15 protein-coding genes, 1 tRNA gene and 3 pseudogenes are annotated in these 17,783 nt (G+C 44.5%); 9 read left to right on the top strand and 10 right to left on the bottom strand.

Annotated features, from left to right (window positions below):
• Position 1: 1 nt before the first annotated feature.
• The 3 genes from AAW31_RS16160 to mpl form a co-directional block, all read right to left on the bottom strand.
• On the bottom strand, positions 2–541 hold the full coding sequence (locus AAW31_RS16160; RefSeq protein WP_046851023.1) for a response regulator transcription factor: 540 nt from the start codon (positions 539–541) through the stop codon (positions 2–4).
• A gap of 38 nt (positions 542–579) precedes the next feature.
• Entirely contained in the window at positions 580–1,860 is a 1,281-nt protein-coding gene (locus AAW31_RS16155) for an ATP-binding protein (protein WP_046851022.1), read from the bottom strand.
• Between the two features lie 167 nt (positions 1,861–2,027).
• A complete protein-coding gene (gene mpl / locus AAW31_RS16150) occupies positions 2,028–3,410 on the bottom strand; it encodes a UDP-N-acetylmuramate:L-alanyl-gamma-D-glutamyl-meso-diaminopimelate ligase (RefSeq protein ID WP_046851021.1) in 1,383 nt (460 codons plus the stop codon).
• Between the two features lie 162 nt (positions 3,411–3,572).
• Here mpl and gluQRS point away from each other — a divergent pair, with 162 nt between their 5' ends.
• From gluQRS to AAW31_RS16125, 5 genes are all read left to right on the top strand, one after another.
• Entirely contained in the window at positions 3,573–4,493 is a 921-nt protein-coding gene (gluQRS, locus tag AAW31_RS16145) for a tRNA glutamyl-Q(34) synthetase GluQRS (protein ID WP_046851020.1), read from the top strand.
• Positions 4,494–4,702: 209 nt separating this feature from the next.
• The gene (locus AAW31_RS16140) at positions 4,703–5,866 is read left to right on the top strand and encodes an NAD(P)/FAD-dependent oxidoreductase (protein WP_046851019.1); all 1,164 of its coding nucleotides are present in this window, start codon (positions 4,703–4,705) and stop codon (positions 5,864–5,866) included.
• Positions 5,867–5,892: 26 nt separating this feature from the next.
• The gene (locus tag AAW31_RS16135; protein WP_046851018.1) at positions 5,893–6,363 is read left to right on the top strand and encodes an SRPBCC family protein; all 471 of its coding nucleotides are present in this window, start codon (positions 5,893–5,895) and stop codon (positions 6,361–6,363) included.
• A gap of 64 nt (positions 6,364–6,427) precedes the next feature.
• Complete coding sequence (locus AAW31_RS16130) at positions 6,428–6,883, top strand: PAS domain-containing protein (protein ID WP_046851017.1); 456 nt, start codon at positions 6,428–6,430, stop codon at positions 6,881–6,883.
• Between the two features lie 153 nt (positions 6,884–7,036).
• A tRNA-Ser gene (locus AAW31_RS16125) sits at positions 7,037–7,124 on the top strand.
• A 934-nt stretch (positions 7,125–8,058) separates the two neighbouring features.
• Here AAW31_RS16125 and AAW31_RS16115 read toward each other — a convergent pair.
• Entirely contained in the window at positions 8,059–8,550 is a 492-nt protein-coding gene (locus tag AAW31_RS16115) for an RDD family protein (RefSeq protein WP_082110502.1), read from the bottom strand.
• Positions 8,516–8,836, bottom strand: a complete 321-nt coding sequence (locus AAW31_RS16110) for a DUF4339 domain-containing protein (RefSeq protein WP_046851014.1) — start codon at positions 8,834–8,836, stop codon at positions 8,516–8,518. Before AAW31_RS16110 ends, AAW31_RS16115 begins: the two co-directional genes overlap by 35 nt.
• A 527-nt stretch (positions 8,837–9,363) precedes the next feature.
• On the opposite strand from AAW31_RS16110, the pseudogene AAW31_RS16105 reads away from it, so the two are divergent.
• A pseudogene (locus AAW31_RS16105) lies at positions 9,364–10,681 on the top strand (IS701 family transposase).
• A 78-nt stretch (positions 10,682–10,759) separates the two neighbouring features.
• Here AAW31_RS16105 and AAW31_RS21515 read toward each other — a convergent pair.
• Complete coding sequence (locus AAW31_RS21515) at positions 10,760–10,903, bottom strand: hypothetical protein (protein WP_158441573.1); 144 nt, start codon at positions 10,901–10,903, stop codon at positions 10,760–10,762.
• Positions 10,904–11,170: 267 nt separating this feature from the next.
• Here AAW31_RS21515 and AAW31_RS16095 point away from each other — a divergent pair, with 267 nt between their 5' ends.
• The gene (locus AAW31_RS16095; protein WP_046851011.1) at positions 11,171–13,102 is read left to right on the top strand and encodes an Ig-like domain-containing protein; all 1,932 of its coding nucleotides are present in this window, start codon (positions 11,171–11,173) and stop codon (positions 13,100–13,102) included.
• A 146-nt stretch (positions 13,103–13,248) separates the two neighbouring features.
• Here the strand turns inward: AAW31_RS16095 and AAW31_RS16090 are convergent.
• The 4 genes and pseudogenes from AAW31_RS16090 to AAW31_RS19215 all read right to left on the bottom strand — a co-directional run bounded on the left by AAW31_RS16090 (position 13,249) and on the right by AAW31_RS19215 (position 16,329).
• Positions 13,249–14,195, bottom strand: a pseudogene (locus AAW31_RS16090) (ISAzo13 family transposase).
• A gap of 42 nt (positions 14,196–14,237) precedes the next feature.
• Positions 14,238–14,420, bottom strand: coding sequence for a hypothetical protein (locus tag AAW31_RS20970; RefSeq protein WP_144413002.1), 183 nt, complete (start codon positions 14,418–14,420; stop codon positions 14,238–14,240).
• Positions 14,421–14,455: 35 nt separating this feature from the next.
• A pseudogene (locus AAW31_RS16085) lies at positions 14,456–15,787 on the bottom strand (IS110 family RNA-guided transposase).
• A 248-nt stretch (positions 15,788–16,035) separates the two neighbouring features.
• Positions 16,036–16,329, bottom strand: coding sequence for a hypothetical protein (locus AAW31_RS19215; RefSeq protein WP_144413001.1), 294 nt, complete (start codon positions 16,327–16,329; stop codon positions 16,036–16,038).
• A gap of 691 nt (positions 16,330–17,020) precedes the next feature.
• Between AAW31_RS19215 and AAW31_RS21510 the strand changes: the two genes are divergently transcribed.
• Positions 17,021–17,164: a hypothetical protein gene (locus AAW31_RS21510; RefSeq protein ID WP_158441571.1), complete on the top strand. Its 144-nt coding sequence runs from the start codon at positions 17,021–17,023 to the stop codon at positions 17,162–17,164.
• A gap of 77 nt (positions 17,165–17,241) precedes the next feature.
• Positions 17,242–17,661 (top strand): CBS domain-containing protein, encoded by a 420-nt coding sequence (locus tag AAW31_RS16075; protein WP_046851010.1) that lies wholly within the window; start codon positions 17,242–17,244, stop codon positions 17,659–17,661.
• Positions 17,662–17,783 lie beyond the last annotated feature (122 nt).

Genomic DNA, 17,783 nt, shown 5'->3' with positions numbered 1-17,783 from the left:
TCTAAACAGGTTTCTTGGCAAGCTTGCGTTGCAGTGTTCTGCGATGCATATTCAGAATTCTTGCCGTAACGGAGATATTATTATTATTTTCAGTCAGAATACGATGGATATATTCCCATTCCAGCCGTCCAACTGATAACGGATGCGAGCTTATCGGCACCTCGGTATCCCCGCTGGTACGCTCAAAAGCTGCCATAATGTCATTAACATCCACTGGTTTGGCGAGATAATGGGTGGCACCCAGCTTGATTGCTTCCACTGCGGTCGCAATACTGGCATAACCCGTCAGCATAACGATCCGGGTTCCAGGATCAAGTTTCTTTATTTTATCAATGAGTATTAATCCGGACTCATCCGATAGTTTGAGATCGATAATGGCGTATTCAGGCATAAGGGATTCAACTTTTTCCAAGGCGGATGAAATGGTGTGTGTATAGGTGACATCGAATCCGCGTTTGGTCATTGCTTTAGCGAGCACATCACAGAAAACGGGATCATCGTCGACGATGAGTAAACTTGGTTGCTCAACGGACCCGGTCATAAGATTTTCCTCTTGGAGCTGACTTGATGAAAGAAAAGTTAAGTCATGTTAGGAATGAGGGGAAGCGTGACATGGGTGCAAGCGCCTCCCTCTGGATGATTAAACAAACGTACAGTACCACCAAAACGTTCAATATTGGCGTTGGCAAGAAATAAACCGATACCAAACCCTTGGCCAGGAGCCTTACTGGTAAAAAACGCTTCCCCTGCGCGTTGAACCGTTTCTCCAGTCAGGCCTTCCCCGTCATCATGAATTTCCAGATTCAGCGTATGCTGATCCCAAGTGCTTTTGATGCTGACTTGATTGGTAGAGGCATCCGCCGCATTATTCAGTAAATTCAGGATGGATTGGCTCAGTAATTGTGTATTCATGATAAGAGGAACGGGTTGGACCCCATCGCATTGATAGCTGAATTTGGTCGAAGGGCGAATCAGTTGCCATTTATCGAGTATCTGTTTCAGAAAATAATCAACTGACTGGCTATTTCCGTCTTCTGTTCGTGCTTGCCCTGCTTTAGCGAGTAACTGCGTCAGGGTTTGCTTGCAATGCATGATTTGATTGCGCAGGATACGAATATTATTCTGGAATTCTTCATCCTGGGGATATTCCTGTTGTAGCTCACCCGCAATAACTGCCATTGTTGAGAGAGGCGTGCCCAATTCATGTGCTGCGCCTGCAGCCAGCGTACCCAGCGCAATAATTTGCTCATTGTGTAATGCTTGTTCTCTTGCCTGAGCGAGATCTTTGTCACGATCGCGAATGGAGCTGCTCATTTTGACGACAAACCAGGCAATCAAGAGGGTACTTAACACGAAGGTTAACCACATACCTGAAATATGCAGATTGAACTCCATGAGATGAGCGCTATGATCATCAGAGTGATCATGGGGCAACGGGATATATTCAAATAACAGAATGGTATAGCAAGTGATTGTCATGCCTGCAATCGCCCAGGTATAGCGCCATGGCAGGATGGCTGCCGCAATAGTGAGAGGCAGCAGGTAGAGCGAGATAAAAGGGTTGGTTGAGCCACCAGCAAAATAAAGCAATGCGGTTAAAGCAAAAATATCAATGAGTAATTGGGCAAAAAGCTCAAGATTGGAAACAGGAAAGGTATGATGCAGCCGAACCCAGGTAAAAAAATTGAGGAGGGTGAGTATTACTACCACGATGGTCATCTTGGCCCATGGTACATCCAGCTCAATGATTGAATAGACTAAAGCAAATAAAATGCATTGCGCCACAATCGCAATACTTCTTAAAAGAAATAGCCTATGCAGATTTTTGCTAAGCGGTGACTGATGGAGAATATTAAACATTAAGAGGACTCATCTTCTATTTGGCTTCTGCCGATACAACCTTAGCGTAAATTAGAAATTTAGGCTATGTGACAAATTGTCACACCTTTGACTATCCGCCTCATAAAATGCTCAAAAATTTTGATAACAGAATGCGCTATGGTAAATGTTTTTTGCAGCTCCCTCTGTCACTGAGGATGGGCCAGAGACTTCATTAGCTTCTCATGTATTCCGCCAAAACCACCGTTGCTCATAATGAGAATATGATCACCAGGACAAGCAATCACCCCAATGGAGTTGATCAACTGTACCAGCTCATAATGCACATTGGCTTTCTTCCCTAAAGGGCTGAGTGCGCTTTGTACATCCCATTCTGAGTGATTGGCATAACAATAAATTTGATCCGCTATTTCCAGACTTGCTGCCAGATTATCTTTCCAAATACCCATTTTCATCGTATTGGAACGTGGTTCCAGGACAGCGATAATGCGCGCATTGCCTACTTTATGACGCAAACCGTTTAAGGTCGTTTTAATCGCAGTTGGGTGATGCGCAAAATCATCATATATGGTGATGCCATTGACGATACCTCGTATTTCCATTCGTCGTTTGACATTTTTGAACTGCGACAAGGCGGCAATGGCAATATCAGGAGGGATGCCAGCATGACGGGCTGCTGCAATGGCTGCCAGTGCGTTCATGCGGTTATGTTCACCTAATAAATCCCATCGCAGTCGCCCATAGGATTTATCCTGGTAAGTGATTTCGATGTTTTGCTCAGTCAGCGTTTTGGTCTGCCATCCCTCATCTACCCCAAATTTCTCAATAGGTGTCCAGCAACCCTGAGCGAGTACCTGCTGCAAGTTTTTTTCAAGGCCATTGGCAACAATTAATCCATTACCGGGAAGGGTTCTTACCAAATAATGAAATTGTTGCTGAATTGCAGCTAGATCAGGAAAGATATCCGCATGATCAAATTCAAGGTTATTGAATACTGCCGTTCTGGGGCGATAATGGATAAATTTGGAGCGTTTATCGAAAAATGCGGTATCGTATTCGTCAGCCTCAATGACAAAAAATGATGAGGATTCCTGCTGATCTGGTTGATGGCTACTTTTATCACCTAATCGTGCGGAGATACCGAAATTTTCAGGTATGCCGCCAATGAGAAAGCCGGGAGCCAACCCCGCGTATTCCAGTATCCATGCCAGCATCGAACTGGTGCTCGTCTTGCCATGAGTACCTGCCACCGCTAGCACCCACTTGGCTCTCAGAACATATTCTGAGAGCCATTGCGGGCCGGATATATAGGGCAAATTCCTGTTTAGGATTTCTTCCATTAAGGGATTGCCGCGGGAAATAGCATTACCGATCACAAACAGATCTGGCTTGAGCTGGGTTTGCTGTGGCGCGTACCCCTCAATCAATTCGATGCCCTGAGAAACCAGTTGCGTACTCATGGGTGGATAGACATTGGCATCACAACCAGTGACTTTAAAACCAGAAGCGCGCGCCAGTACGGCAAGGCCGCCCATGAATGTACCGCAAATGCCGAGGATATGAATATGCACCGTAAACCTTCTCATTACTTTAAAGCTTAAATTATACTTGTTAAGCTTAACAAGAAGAGTAGTGTGGATTATTTTTCAACAGCTAAAAAGTATTTTTTATAGAAAACGTTTGAAAGTAATGAGCTATCAGCAAGATGCTCAATGGCTGGCTGAGTGCTGAAGATGCATCCTGCTATGCCACTATCCGTTTATCGTGGGCGTTTTGCGCCTTCACCGACAGGTCCCTTGCATCTGGGTTCATTGGTGACGGCAGTAGCCAGTTATCTTGAGGCAAGAACCCATCATGGTGAATGGTTGGTCCGAATTGAAGATGTGGATTCAACACGGGTTATTCCGGATTCATCCCGGCAAATATTGCATACGCTAGCATCCTTTGGAATGAATTGGAATGGTGAAGTTGTCTATCAAAGTCAGCGTCATGCTAGCTATCAAGCCGCACTGGCTGAACTTAATAAAAATGGATTAATTTATCCTTGTACTTGTACACGTAGAGAAATTGCTGATTCTGCTGTGATGAATAGTGAAAGACCTGTTTATTCAGGAAAGTGTCGTAATGGTCTATCGGGCAATTATGGGGGTCGTCCCCATACGCTGCGAGTTAAAACCGAATACAGCCGGATTGAATTCGTGGATCATTTGCAAGGAAAGGTTCATCAATGCGTGCAAAAGGAAATTGGTGATTTTGTCTTGCGTCGGGCAGATGGGATTTATACCTATCAATTAGCCGTAGTGGTAGATGATGCCTGGCAGGGAATGACTCATATCGTGCGCGGTATGGATTTACTTCATTCGACTCCCCGTCAAATTTATCTACAGAAGCTTCTGGGCTATCAAACCCCTGTCTATCTGCATTTGCCGCTTGTCGTGAATAAACAAGGAGAAAAGCTAAGTAAGCAAACATTGGCTACACCCATCGACTTGGCTAGACCGCTCCCTCAACTGGTTGCAACGCTTCGTTTTCTTGGCCAGAATCCACCTGATGAGTTAGTCGAGGGGGATATCACTTCCTTCTGGCAATGGGCGCAGGCAAACTGGCAGGCAGAAAAAATACCTAAAGGAAATCGTTTTATGAGTGAACTGTGAATAATTACTCTGAATCTACCATGGATAGGATTTTTTCATGCTACGCTAACCATGCATCTTACTCTCATGTGTAGTGATTCCAAATCAAAGATGGCACGAAGGCGAGCTGCAGACAGTATCAATTATACGGCAAGGTGATGCCGACAAAGTCATATTTGATTTAGAATGAAATAACTAGCCTCTCATTCAGGAAAAAATAAGGAGAATATGTGGCTTTTCTGCCATTTTATATACCTGCTCGCAAGCAGTTAAAAGTAGCCATCGTAGGTGGGGGTTATGCTGGCATCGCTGCACTGACCACTCTGCTGGAATATATGCCGGATGCTGAAGTCACAATAATTGACCCGAGAACACATCACCTTAAGATTACACATCTTCAAGAAACATTTCGCTATCCTTTATCTGATTTGCTTGTACCCTTTACGACGCTAGAGCAGCGATTTGGCTGTCGTCATATTTGCGCTGAGCTCGTGCTCGACGAAGATACTCTACAGCAATGGCAGAATAATAAATGCATCACAGTGGATGATTATTCATTGCCATTTGATTATCTGCTGATTGCCACAGGCGCGCCTGCAAGAGAGGGAGTTCATCATCACTCAGCCCACGTCCTGGATTTGAATGATTTTATGAGTACGGCCGGTTCAACATTGCTAAGCAGTCATCTGGCTGGGGGAGATGACAGCAAAGCCCCTATCTCTGTGATAGGAGGAGGTGCCACCGGGATACAGTTTCTGTTTGAGATTGCACATTTTCTCCAGCGGCACAAATTAGAAAACAAAGTGCGTCTGATTGAAAGCGGGGAGCGGGTGCTCAGACAGTTTCCCGACAGATTGGCTCACTATGCGCAATCCCGTATGGCTGAGCTTGATATTGATTTTTGTCCCGATACTTATTTCCGCGGACAGCAGGAGAACTTCATACTACTGGAAGAAAAGAATACCGGTAGACAGTATGAACTTTCTTCCAGTCTAGCGCTATTATTTTCTGGCAAGCAGCAGAGGAACCAGCTTATGGCGAATGCTTTCGGACAAGTTATTATTAACCGTCAATCCTTACCGCATATTTTTATTGCGGGTGATTGCTCTCATTACCAGTCTTTCGGCTCTAATGCGATGACCGCGCAATCGGCGGTGCGTAAGGGAAAGCTTGCAGCACGCAATATTTTACGGCATTCCGGAGTGCTTAAAATACTTGAACCTTATATCCACCATGATATAGGCTATGTCGTTAGCCTGGGGCCGACGGATGCAGTTGGCTGGCTGGCGCTCGAAAATAATGTGGTAACCGGTATAGCAGCCTCAATTATTAAAGAGATTGTAGAGGCACAATATGATTTGCTATTGACTGGAATAGATACTTATCTGATTTAAGATATCGATAAGCAGGAGGCTGGGCTATGTTTAATTTGTTTAACGATAAGCCGGTTGTAGGGAAGGCAAGCACAGTGATTCAGAAGTCTGAGCAGCATGTTTTTAATTTTATCGGGACCGGGCTGCTTGATAATTACCCAAGGTGGTCGCCGGAAGTGCGTGAGTTGGAGAAACTGACCGATGGTCCGCTAGGACTGGGAACGCTATGTCGGCAGGTGCGTGTTGATCAAGGCAACCGCTCAGAATCCACGTTTAAAATTGTCAGCTTTGAGCCTCATGTACATATTTGTTTCGCCGGCGTATCGAATCCTTTCCGCTGCGATTATTTATTGCAGCCTGCCGATCCAGCCGCTACTCAAATCACGTTTACTTTTGAGTTACTCAGTCTCGAATTGCATATGAGGCCGTTTGAGAAGCTTATACGCATCGCCATTCAGGACGGGGCTGAAAGAACAGTCAGAAACATCAAGCGTCTAATAGAAGCTGACTTGTTGTGATTAACTTAGTGGTCTGCCAAGCCATAAGTTCTAATTAATTACAGGAAAAATTTTGGAGAAAAAGATGGATTTTATCGTTGAGAAAGACCCTGGATTGATTCCAAAAGTATTATCCAAAATTCTTGATTCATGTGTTAATGGTATCACATTGACTGATCCTGATCAGGAGGATATGCCGTTAGTCTATGTCAATAAAGCGTTTGAAAAAATAACGGGCTACAGTCAAGAGGAAACGGTAGGGAAAAATTGCCGTTTCCTGCAGGGCACTGATCGTGACCAGAAAGAACGTTATCAGTTGAAAGAAGCCATTGCAAATAAGCAGCCTGTTGAAATCACGCTCAAAAATTATAGAAAAAATGGCGAAATGTTTTATAACCATTTAATCATTACCCCTCTGTTTGATGCGCACGGCAATGTCCTTTATTACCTGGGCGTGCAATATGACGTGACGCAACAACGGCGGGCTGAAGAAGAGATCAAGCGGCTAACTGAGCAGCTCGCTGCGGTACGAAATAGTTAATCGATAGGGTGGGTTCTGCTGGTAAAAGCGGCTTTAAAAAGGTATCATTCCAACCAGTCTGATTTGTAGCATTACCCAGCATTAAATAAACAGAAGAAAAAAATGACTTCTGGTATGTTGTCATGTATCTGCTGGTTTATTTTAATCTTCATTGGAAGCGTGGCAGAGTGGTCGATTGCACCGGTCTTGAAAACCGGCAACCCGCAAGGGTTCGTGAGTTCGAATCTCACCGCTTCCGCCAGTATAGTTAGAATAAGTGATTGATATATAAGGGTAACACATCTATTAAACCTTTTCAGTTCTGCCTTTAGTTCTTACCTTAAAAAATTCTACTCAGTCCAAAAAGCATTTTTCTAATCAATTTATGGAGAATGCATCATGGAAACCATCAAAGCAACACAAGCCAGACCGTTAAAGGTTTAGTAGGGATTTTAAATTTTCGCTTAAACTGAGGGCAATATCTGAAAAGAATAGAAAAGCCGTCGAAACTGGTAAGAGTTCGACGGTCTACATGCAGCATTTTCACATAGAATTGTCTATAGAAAATGCATCGTGAAATATTTATAAAAACTCATACCTGATAAAATTCACGATAAGAATTTAATCTTGATTAAGCGAAATCTGTGTCTATTACTGCACCGGCACCGTCACTTGATCAGATGTGTTACCATCCTCGAGAAGTGTATTAGTAGCACTTTCGAAGATTAGAGAAGCTTCCCATGCAGAATGATAGGCCAACTCGCGCTGATAAAAACCTACACGATGGCAGAAAGCAAAAACTAGCTAAACACTAAATCATGGTGGAAGGCACGGTACCGGCAATACAGCCAATCATGAAGGTGCGCTACTGTCATACGAAAGGCCGCTTACCGATCAGTAGAATTGTTGCTTTGAGATTCAGACGGGGCAGCTAATAGTACAAAATTCTAATTTAATCGAGATAATGGTAAGTTTCATTGGTAACTGTGCTTTTCTGGACTGTATTCACATAGTCATCTAAGGCATAGCTAGCATCTTGTTCCAAGCCAAGAGCCACAGCACAATCAGCCCGCCTGGAGAACTTATATACCTATTGGCCGGCATCGTTTGGTTGATCGAACTATTTACATCTAGAATTAATTTGGGCGTTAAACCGCGTAAGCGGATTTTCCCAAGAGTAGCTTTTTGAGTAGCGCTCAATATGGCTCCACGTGGCCGGTCTGCTCCATGGTGTTTAGCGCCATTATAATTACGAAAAGGCTCACGAAGGCGAAACCAAAAGCGGTCTTGCGCCACCAGTCCACAGGTTTTGAGTGCACGCAAAATCCCGTGGATTCGTCATAACTCGCTTGCTGTCCTTCACCAAGCCTGCCTGCCTGATGTACCAGCGTGAATAGAGTAAATAAAGGGAACCCCAGAGCCAGTCCGCTTACCCACATCGAGAAATTGCGGTTGAGGTATTGAGCAAAGCTTAAGGATTTACCATCCAGTGTTTTTACTTTCAGTCCGAGCAAAGCCTTGCCGGGTGTATTTCCGATGGCTCGATATAATAAGGCATCTAAAATAAATGCAATTGGTAGGTACAGCAAGCCGAATAATTGACAACTTGCACCAGATTCATAAAACCACTCAACAAAATTAGCGGAATAACGGCTAAATACAGCTCCCAAGATGAAGGCTACGAGCATAGTGTTCCCAACACATATCAAAAATACGAGCAAAGAATCGTAACCAGCGATTAGCCATGGGATAACTCAGCGTGTCAGTATCAGCCTTTGGTGGCAAAGATGGCAAGACTACAGCCTCTAACTCATTTAATTCTTCAACTTGGTCCAGAGGTCGCCAGGCATCCATCCCTTCGTGCCACAGCATTGTTTTAGCATCGATTTTGTCGGACTTGATAAGCTGCTTAAGCTCATCTATTCCAATCGGGCCGATTTTCTCGTCTTTATCGGCATACCACCAAGCGGTCATAGCATCTCCTTGCAGCTAACAAGTAATTATATAATTTCCATATATCTTCTATGCTTTGACATCAACAAAATTGTTATGTTTGTCAAGTTTGCTCACTGCATATCATCCTAAACGAAGCGATATACAATTCCAGCATCATGACAATAGGGCTGTCTCATATTATTCGGCTAAATATTGGAGATTCATTCAGAGAAATTGACTGGTTGGTTTTGGCCAATAGCGCTATCTCTAACACAGGTCTAAAAGCATAATTTGATGCGCCAGTTACCAATTATGAGCGGTCGCTACTACCGGAAACTATCCGTATGACTGCCCCCGAGTGCTGGGAATTTCAGGCATTGTTATGAGTAACTAGAGTCTAGAGTTTCACCCTTAAAGGAAAAAATTACCCAAAGATAAAAGAGTAGCAAAAAACTTGACAAAGCAACGAAAAAATCGTTGCCGCCTTTCTAAATAGCTTTGTTCTTAAAAGTTATTTAGAAAGGCGGCCTCTAGAAAGAAATGTCATTTTACTTCTGGAGGCCGCGATGAACGCAAAAGGACAGGCTGGTATCCCTGGCGAACTGTGTAATTGGATAACATTTTTAGCCAAAGCGCTACCCCCAAGATCAACAGGCACCTTTATTGAGCTGTTGATCGGGGCGATGTTGACGCCGACAGGATTTGTCACGGATGCGTATTTGATGCTGACGATGCGCAATCACTGGACGAGTTATTACAAATGGTTGCAACAGGGAAAATGGTCCTGGTTGGCGCTGGCACGGCAATTTATGCGGCTGGTGTTAGCGAGCGTGACACACGATGTGGTCCATCTGGCGATTGATGATACAGTAACGTTGCGCGCTTCGAACAAAGCACCAGGCAGCCGGATTCACCACCAGCATGGCAACAAGATCAATCTGCCTGCATTTGTGCAAGGCCAATGCTGGGTCAATCTGGCAATCATCACTCGTCGAGCCAGCAAGGAGCCGGTAGCGCTGCCATTACTTTCCCGCTTGATGCCAGCTGGTAGCCACACCGGCAAACTGGCTGCAGCTAATACGCTGGTGCGTGCTGTGCAGAGCCTGTTGCGAGGTTTGAGGGTGCGTGTATTGATGGATAGCTGGTATATGCGGCAATATGTTATCAGCACGATGCTCAATCGCGGCTTTGATGTAATTGGTCAGGTCAGAAGAGATACCCGTCTATATGATCTACCTGCGCCGAGGCTGAAGAGCCAACGGGGGCGAAGCCGGAAATACGGCGAGAAGCTTACGCCCGAACAGGCTGAGCAGTTGCATCGTTGGGTTGCTACCTTGCCTATCTATGGTAAAGAACAACGTGTCCGTTTGCGCTGCACCCTGGCAAAAGTGCGCTTTCTGAACGGTCAGTTGGTTCGGGCCGTCTGGTGCGAGCTTGAAAATGACCATAAGCCCGGACAATGGAAAACAGCCAGTCTTCTGTTAAGCACTGACACCACGTTAATTGCGGAACAGATCGTAGAAAGCTATAGCCTGCGCTGGTCGATTGAACCCAGTTCAATCAATTGAAACAAGCCTGGGGAATGAAAGAGGCATGGCAGCAAACACGACAAACACTTCACCGCTGGGTACACATTACCATGGCAGGCTACGGCCTGGTCCAGCTATTGAGTTGCTTGAACAGCTGGCAGTAGCGGCACTGTGTCAGCATTCCCCATGGCGCAAGCATCAGCCCCAAACTGCCGGGCAGATTCGTACAGGACTGGTCAATATTTTAAGGCATGTTGCTATTCGGTCATGGTGGAATGCAAAATATAAAAAATTCATGCCACCAGATTGGAATAAAAACTGGAATTCAAGATGTGAACAAAGCAACAGCATGTAATACCACAAAAAGATCAAGCGCATTACATTCTTCAAGTTGGAAAAAATTCCAACTGTGGGAGATGGTTTACTCTAAACTCTAGAATTCAAATACAGCCGATAAATTAGCCACACCACGCTGTTTAAATGGTTCAGTAATTTGCATGGATACCGGCTTGATCCTCATGCTCCCACATTTCTGATGCGCTCCGCTTTCGATATGGAGAAAGGTTTTGTCAGTCATAAGCCATGATCTGTTAGTTATGGTTCATTATCGGCTTACGCTTGTGCAATTACTGTGCGGTTTTCCTGATGACGCTCCTGGTCTATTTCCCAGAAGATAAAATACCATGTTGTACCTTAGTACAATTCCAGAAATCTTAAATAAAGTAGGATACTTTCGCTGTAATGATTAAGTCAGGATTGCAGACTATTTTGGTAATTACGCTGGAGACTCAATATTAAAAAGTAAAAATATTAAAAATAACCAATTTTTAAATGAGGTGTTGATATGAATTTATCAGCAAGATTTACGCAATATTTTATGCGTGGATGCTTGTTCTTTGCTTTGGTGCCATCAGTATGGTTAACTAATATAGTGCATGCTCAGAACACTATAGCTCCGAAGAATATTGCTATTTATTACGGCATGCCAAGTTTAGTCAACGGTGCGAATGGCAATATTAGTACCGCTGTAGATGTGTTTAACGATTATGATGCGGTCGTTTTTGGGGATTCACTCCAGTTCCCGCAATACACCGGAGCATTTGGCCAGATACCGTATTTTGGATGCGATCAAAATAGTCATTTCGATCACGACTTAACTCAACAAATTATTAAGCAGCTGCAGCCACCCTCAGGTAAGACGCAGGTATATGGCTATGTATCTATTGGTGGTGAAAATACTGCACGGCAGTGTAACGGCATTCCTGTGCCACTTACTGTTGATGAAATGAAAGCACGTATTGACGCATGGGCTAATATGGGTGTCGTCGGTATCTTTCTGGACGAAGCTGAATATGGTTTTGGCAGTACTCGAACAGTGCAGAACGAAATTGTAGATTATGTTCATAGTAAATCCCTGAAGGCATTCATTAATGGTTATAACCCAGATGATGTGTTTGGCACAGATATCATCAATGAAATATCTTATACGACGGGTTATTACGCAAATACCCTCTCATCAGTTCAAATGAACCCACAAGGTGTAGCGCCACGTCTGGGTGCTATGGATATCTACTTATTGGAGCATTACCAAGTCATAAATGGTAGTTTCGTAGAGCCGCAAATCTGGATAGATAGGTCAGATAAAGCATATACCTATAAGCAGAAATACGGCACCCAGATTGCCACCATTACGACTCAGGCAGATGTTTTCCCTAACCAAACAGATTGCACTCTGTTATTTGAAGAAAATAAATTCGATTATGCATGGTGGTCAACATTGCTATATGGTTTTGATTTCATGGCATGGGGCGAGCCCAGCGGTTTTTCATCATGGGGAACATGCTCAAACGCTTTGCCTTTTCATGCAAGACCCAATCTGGGAGATATTGGAGAGTTTATTTCTTCTGTGATACATCCTTTGCCTAATGCCCAACCTCCTATTCATTATCGTAACACCACTACAGGTGTTATTGAAGTGGATACCAGCACGCATACTGGCAGATTCAGTCCTGCCGCGTCGCCGAACCAAGCACCCATAGCTAATGACGATAATGTGACCACCTTTGAAGGCAGGCCAATTATTATTACCGCTTTGGAGTTACTAAAGAATGATTCTGATCCAGACAATGATGGGATTAACGTTGCTACGGTCGATACCACAAGCTCTCGAGGTGGCACTATTTTCAACAATGGCGACAACATCTATACCTATAAACCGGCTCCTAATATATTAGGTACGGATAGCTTCAACTATACAATTGTTGATGATCGGAATATGGGGGCTAAAGCTGTTGTTTATGTCAACATTACTCACCCTATGCTGACGCCAGCAACTTATTTCCCGGAAACTGTTACGGTTAGCACAGGTGAATACCAGTGGGGAACGCTTAAGAGTTTCAAAAAGGCTGATAAAGATACTTATGATATTAAATCTCTCCAAACTGCTGATGGGAGAAGTACTGACTGGTATGCGACCACAACAATACAAGATTGGCCGGCAAGTATGTCCGAGTTGTCCCTAAGTTATAAGGGGCAATATTCTAGAAAAAACGTTATGCAAAGCTTGTATTTGTATAATTATAAGACCGCCAATTGGGATCTGCTCGATAAGCGCACGGTTGGAAATACAGATGATGTAACTGTATCTGCCGTGATTAATCTGAGTCCAGATAAATATGTTTCATCTAAGGGAGAAATGAAAGTGCGTGTGCGAGGTATCCACACTAGCCGTAATTTTGAATGCTGGGCAAATAGTCTCAGTTGGACCGTTCGTTAATCGATAATATAGATTGGCAATATTTGCTGTTCAAAATGAACGATCAAACGAGATAAAGAAGGTCAAATTTTAAACTGAAACACGACAAAACTAAAAGCCATGCCTATCAAGACATGGCTTTTGCTTTTTTGGCAGTTAATTAGGAATCAGGATTTAATAACTGCAGAAATTATGCAAGCAGATGGAATAGCAACATAATTCCATTTCGGTAAAAATGGGTCAAACTCAATGGTCATATTTTCTTTAAAGCCATCCGCCACTTTGCGCCCAGTTTCAAACACCCTCTCCATAATTGAGATAAAGACCTTTAGTCCCTGAGAAGTTTTTGCTTTACTCATGACTGCTTTGATGCGCTCGACACTGGTAAAAATAACCCCACTACAAGCTTTGGTGATATGAGGAAATAATCGATGCTCTATGGGATTATATTTTGACGTGTACGGGGGATAGTGCGCGATACGAATCTCAATAGCCAATTCATCTGCCAATTTCTGTAAATCCTCTTTAAAGATAGCATGGCGTGCATTATTGCTGCCTCCACAGTCGCAGAGCAATAAAATGCTCGTCGCCTTTGGATAGTCCAGTTGACCATAATTCAACCACCCATGCCGGATACAGGCGCAAGCAAATTCAGAGGTATTATGGCTCGTGCCTAATACGATATAGCCGCTTTTGCGATGGATGTCATACAGCCCATGAGGCACAATTTTACCGTCCGCCAGGGACTCAAAATCATGATCATTGACCCGCACGGCCTCAGTAGTATAGAGCTTTCCGGGGCGATAAAAATTGCCGATCAATTCTTTTTTTTAACGTCCATACTCATCACTGGATTACCCTGGACCCGATACTCTTCTTTGAGGCGCTCGATATTTTTGAACTGCTCGTCCCGATGCGGTAGATTCTTTTTCCCGGCTTCAACCTTGAAGGCCTGACGGCGGCGGAAATTATGTTTGTCGAGCAATTGATCAATAACGGTCACACTCACGCTAAATCCGCACTGTTTTAGCTTCTCAGCCATTTCGCTGCGGCTCAAATTTGACCACTTTACGGATTCATCTATTGGTGAGCCGGCAGTATGATTTTTTAACATCTTTCAAGAAACAAATGTAACAGAATGGTTTTACAGCAAATATTAAGTAGCCTCAGGAACAGGGGTAAGATTAAACCCCAGCTTCCGAGCGCGAACGGTCAGATGATGCAACACGCGTTGACGATATCGCTCCTCATAGTACTCCTGCCCTTTATCGACGTACTCGGTTCCTTTCGTTAGCATCGTGTAGATCAAGCGCGCCAGTTTGTGTGCTGTCGCTTTCAAGAAACAAATGTAACACAATGGTTTTACAGCAAATATTAAGTAGCCTCAGGAACAGGGGTAAGATTAAACCCCAGCTTCCGAGCGCGAACAGTCAGATGATGCAACACGCGTTGACGATATCGCTCCTCATAGTACTCCTGCCCTTTATCGACGTACTCGGTTCCTTTCGTTAGCATCGTGTAGATCAAGCGCGCCAGTTTGTGTGCTGTCGCTGTGATTGCCTTTGCCTTGTCGAGTCTGCCACATAATCTTCTGTAATAGGCACCCAGTGCAGACTGGCTGGATTTCAATGAAACTGCCGCCATGCGCAGTGCCTGAGCCGCACGGTTCGCTGTGCGCTTGCTTGCCCCCGATAGCACTTTTCCGCCCGATATCTTTGTTCCAGGACACAACCCAAGCCACGAGGCAAACTGCTTCGCACTCTTGAACCTGCTCATGTCAGCGCCCACTTCACTCAGGACTTTCATCGCAGTCATCACTTCGATGCCGTCAATTCGCGTCAAATCAACCCCACACATGCCAATCAGATGGGCACGCAAATCAAATTTGGGAGCGTTCTTGACATTGGAGCGGCGCTTCTTCTGGCAGATCTCTACCTTGTGCACCTGAAGTGCCGCCAGCATGGTTTCAAGCTGCCGGTCACATTCGGTGAGTCGTTCGCTGTAGGCGTCATAGAGTGACATCGCTTGCTTGAGTGCAAACAGGTGTTCTTCCCGCCAATTCCCGACTAACGATTTCTCAATCTCGTCTTTGCCAGCCCGGATGCGATTGCTCTTGAGATTCGCCAGGATGTGCCCATCTCTCTCACCAGTAATGATGGCACGAACGATCTTTTGACCGGTTTCGCCCACAATATCCGAAATCACGTTCGCCAATTGTATGTTCATTTGCGCCAGAGCCTTTTGCATATGTTGCACATGTCGCGCCTGATAACGGATCAGCATATCGCGTTGACGAGATATGGCTCGTAGTGCACATATCTCATCTTTCGGACGGAATGCGCCAGACATCAACCCAAAGCTCATCAGTTGCTGTAACCATTGGCAGTCCAGTACATCCGACTACCGGCCAGAAACATTTCTAACGTGCCGCGCATTTACTAGATACACAGTCAGCCCGCGCGACTCCAAAAGTTCATACAGTGGAATCCAGTATACCCCCGTCGATTCCATTGCCACAGTGTCAATTTCACAGGCCTCTAACCAGTCCGCTAAACCATTCAGGTCTGCGGTGAAACTCTTGAATTCCCTTACCGGCTTGTTATCTCGATCCGGCGGTACCGCCACAAAATGGCTCGCAGAGCCAATATCAATCCCCGCTGCATTCGGATGGATTAACTCCAATTTACTTCGCTTGAACTTTGCCATGACATCCTCCATTATCTCTATTGGAATGTCGCGCTGGTTCAGGTACGTCGTTGTACTCACTCTTTCAAACGGGATGTCCGTTGCCACGGACTCACCAATGTCGCCGACGTGACCCATGACCACGCTAAAAAACGGGCGGATTAGCACCAGTGATGTGTCGGTCTTCTCCAGCGCGACATTCCAACTTTACTCCTCAAGCTCTGACGCCGCTTGTTTCTTCTGCGCGCCTTGCCGCCTCTAGCGGATTACTACGCTAAAAAAGCTTCATCCAGCCCTGCCATCGTCTCCACAACTGACTTTCTCCCACCCTCTGCTTGCCGAATACGTTTCTCCTTTTCAAGCAACGGCATCTTTAACTCTTTCAGGCCACGGCTAACGGTGCCTTCATCGCAGTGTAATACCTGACAAAGGTAGGTGATCCCTCCGTGACCCAGCTTTGCCGCCTCAACGGCAGCATAGCGGCGGCGGTCTTTTTCCGATAAGCTGTGATAAAAATTGCGCATTTGTGCTTCGACTTCCGGGGCGTATATGGTTATCTTCATTGTCAGAACATAACCGAAATACTCTATCAGCGGCAACCTGATTTGCAACTCAAAGCTCTGGAGTTATTGAATCCTCGTTCCTTAATATGAGTTCGACATAAGAATCATTGAGGTGTGTTGTCAAATATAGAGCCCATAAAACTCAGCATACTTCATATCCCGAACTCATGTTAATTAGAGAGTCTGCACCCTAGGACTTATTAACATTTCATATAGATAACCTGCATTCGGTATGGCATACCTTCTACCGTCATGCGCATCTGGTCCCAATAGAGTATTCCTATCGAAAATTAGATCAGTCGCTACCGTCCTGGCAATAATACTTTTTTAGTTCCTTGATAATGATGGGTCGTATATTCAAGCTTTAGTTTTGTGCGCTTGCGCACAGAGAAAGCCTGCTTCGAAGAGTACGCTAAAGTTAATCTTCATTTTATCAAACCGGAGATAAATAGCCAAAACACATCATAGGTGTTTTTTGAACTTACCTAATAGGAGAGTAGTTATGCCTGCGAATAAAGGAAAGGATAAGGAGAACAAGGACAGCAGCCAGCGTGATTTTGCTTGTATGGGCGAAGAAAAGTAGCAAGAAATTGCGAGCAAGGGCGGCCGTGCAGCTCACGAGAAGGGTACTGCCCATGAGTTTGACTCCAAAGAAGCTCGTGAGCTGGCCGTAAAGGCGGGCAGAGCAGTCATGGCAGAGACGAAGGTTCTGATTCTGGCACAGGAAGCCATTGTCAAGGCTCTCATTAAATGTCGAGTTCTACGCGTGATGGCATATCTGAGCAATACGCCAGAGCCGTCAGTCAAAGCTATAAACCATATTTTGCAATATTAATTGCTGAAAAATCCATTGTATTAATGAAAATTTTATTAAATATAGTTTAGTCTTAAACCTTAACCTAGGAGATAAAAATGCAAACAGTAAGTGACGTGATGAGTACTGATGTGCAAGTAATCAGCCCGGATGCGACTTTACAGGAGGCAGCACAAAAAATGCGAGATGGCGATTTTGGTGTCTTACCTGTCGGTGATATGGATAATTTGATAGGGATCATTACTGATCGAGATATTGTTGTGCGTGCTGTCGCAGAAGGTATGGATGTTGATACTCCGATAAGAGATGCAATGTCTAAACAAATAGTTTTTGCCAACCAGGACGATTCGTTGGAAGATGCCGCTCGGTTAATGAGCGATCATCAGATTCGGCGTTTGCCTGTGGTTGATGAAGATCATCATTTAGTCGGTATTGTTTCACTTGGAGATTTTGCTGTTGAAAGTTCTGATCTTGCGCCTGTAACCGAGGCATTGTCTGAGATATCAACTCCAACTTAATAAGTTTTATGGTATTAGGAAGAGTAAGAGCATCGCTAAATTTACGATGCTCAGTCTCTGAAGCTCATGATTAACATTATTTAACGTGAGTTCGATATAAGAAAAGCTGTAAAAGGAACCTG

It is taken from the genome of Nitrosomonas communis, assembly GCF_001007935.1.
GTDB lineage: Bacteria > Pseudomonadota > Gammaproteobacteria > Burkholderiales > Nitrosomonadaceae > Nitrosomonas > Nitrosomonas communis.
Note: the sequence above shows the minus strand (reverse complement) of the source record. Positions and strands in the feature narration are given on the sequence as shown.

Excerpts from the sequence above, each read along its gene's own strand:
- AAW31_RS16160 (WP_046851023.1), bottom strand. The coding sequence starts at position 541 with ATGACCGGGTCCGTTGAGCAACCAAGTTTACTCATCGTCGACGATGAT.
- AAW31_RS16155 (WP_046851022.1), bottom strand. The coding sequence starts at position 1,860 with ATGTTTAATATTCTCCATCAGTCACCGCTTAGCAAAAATCTGCATAGG.
- gluQRS (WP_046851020.1), top strand. The coding sequence starts at position 3,573 with ATGCATCCTGCTATGCCACTATCCGTTTATCGTGGGCGTTTTGCGCCT.
- AAW31_RS16135 (WP_046851018.1), top strand. The coding sequence starts at position 5,893 with ATGTTTAATTTGTTTAACGATAAGCCGGTTGTAGGGAAGGCAAGCACA.
- AAW31_RS16130 (WP_046851017.1), top strand. The coding sequence starts at position 6,428 with ATGGATTTTATCGTTGAGAAAGACCCTGGATTGATTCCAAAAGTATTA.
- AAW31_RS16115 (WP_082110502.1), bottom strand. The coding sequence starts at position 8,550 with ATGCTCGTAGCCTTCATCTTGGGAGCTGTATTTAGCCGTTATTCCGCT.
- AAW31_RS16110 (WP_046851014.1), bottom strand. The coding sequence starts at position 8,836 with ATGACCGCTTGGTGGTATGCCGATAAAGACGAGAAAATCGGCCCGATT.
- AAW31_RS21515 (WP_158441573.1), bottom strand. The coding sequence starts at position 10,903 with ATGACTGACAAAACCTTTCTCCATATCGAAAGCGGAGCGCATCAGAAA.
- AAW31_RS16095 (WP_046851011.1), top strand. The coding sequence starts at position 11,171 with ATGAATTTATCAGCAAGATTTACGCAATATTTTATGCGTGGATGCTTG.
- AAW31_RS19215 (WP_144413001.1), bottom strand. The coding sequence starts at position 16,329 with ATGAAGATAACCATATACGCCCCGGAAGTCGAAGCACAAATGCGCAAT.
- AAW31_RS21510 (WP_158441571.1), top strand. The coding sequence starts at position 17,021 with ATGGCAGAGACGAAGGTTCTGATTCTGGCACAGGAAGCCATTGTCAAG.
- AAW31_RS16075 (WP_046851010.1), top strand. The coding sequence starts at position 17,242 with ATGCAAACAGTAAGTGACGTGATGAGTACTGATGTGCAAGTAATCAGC.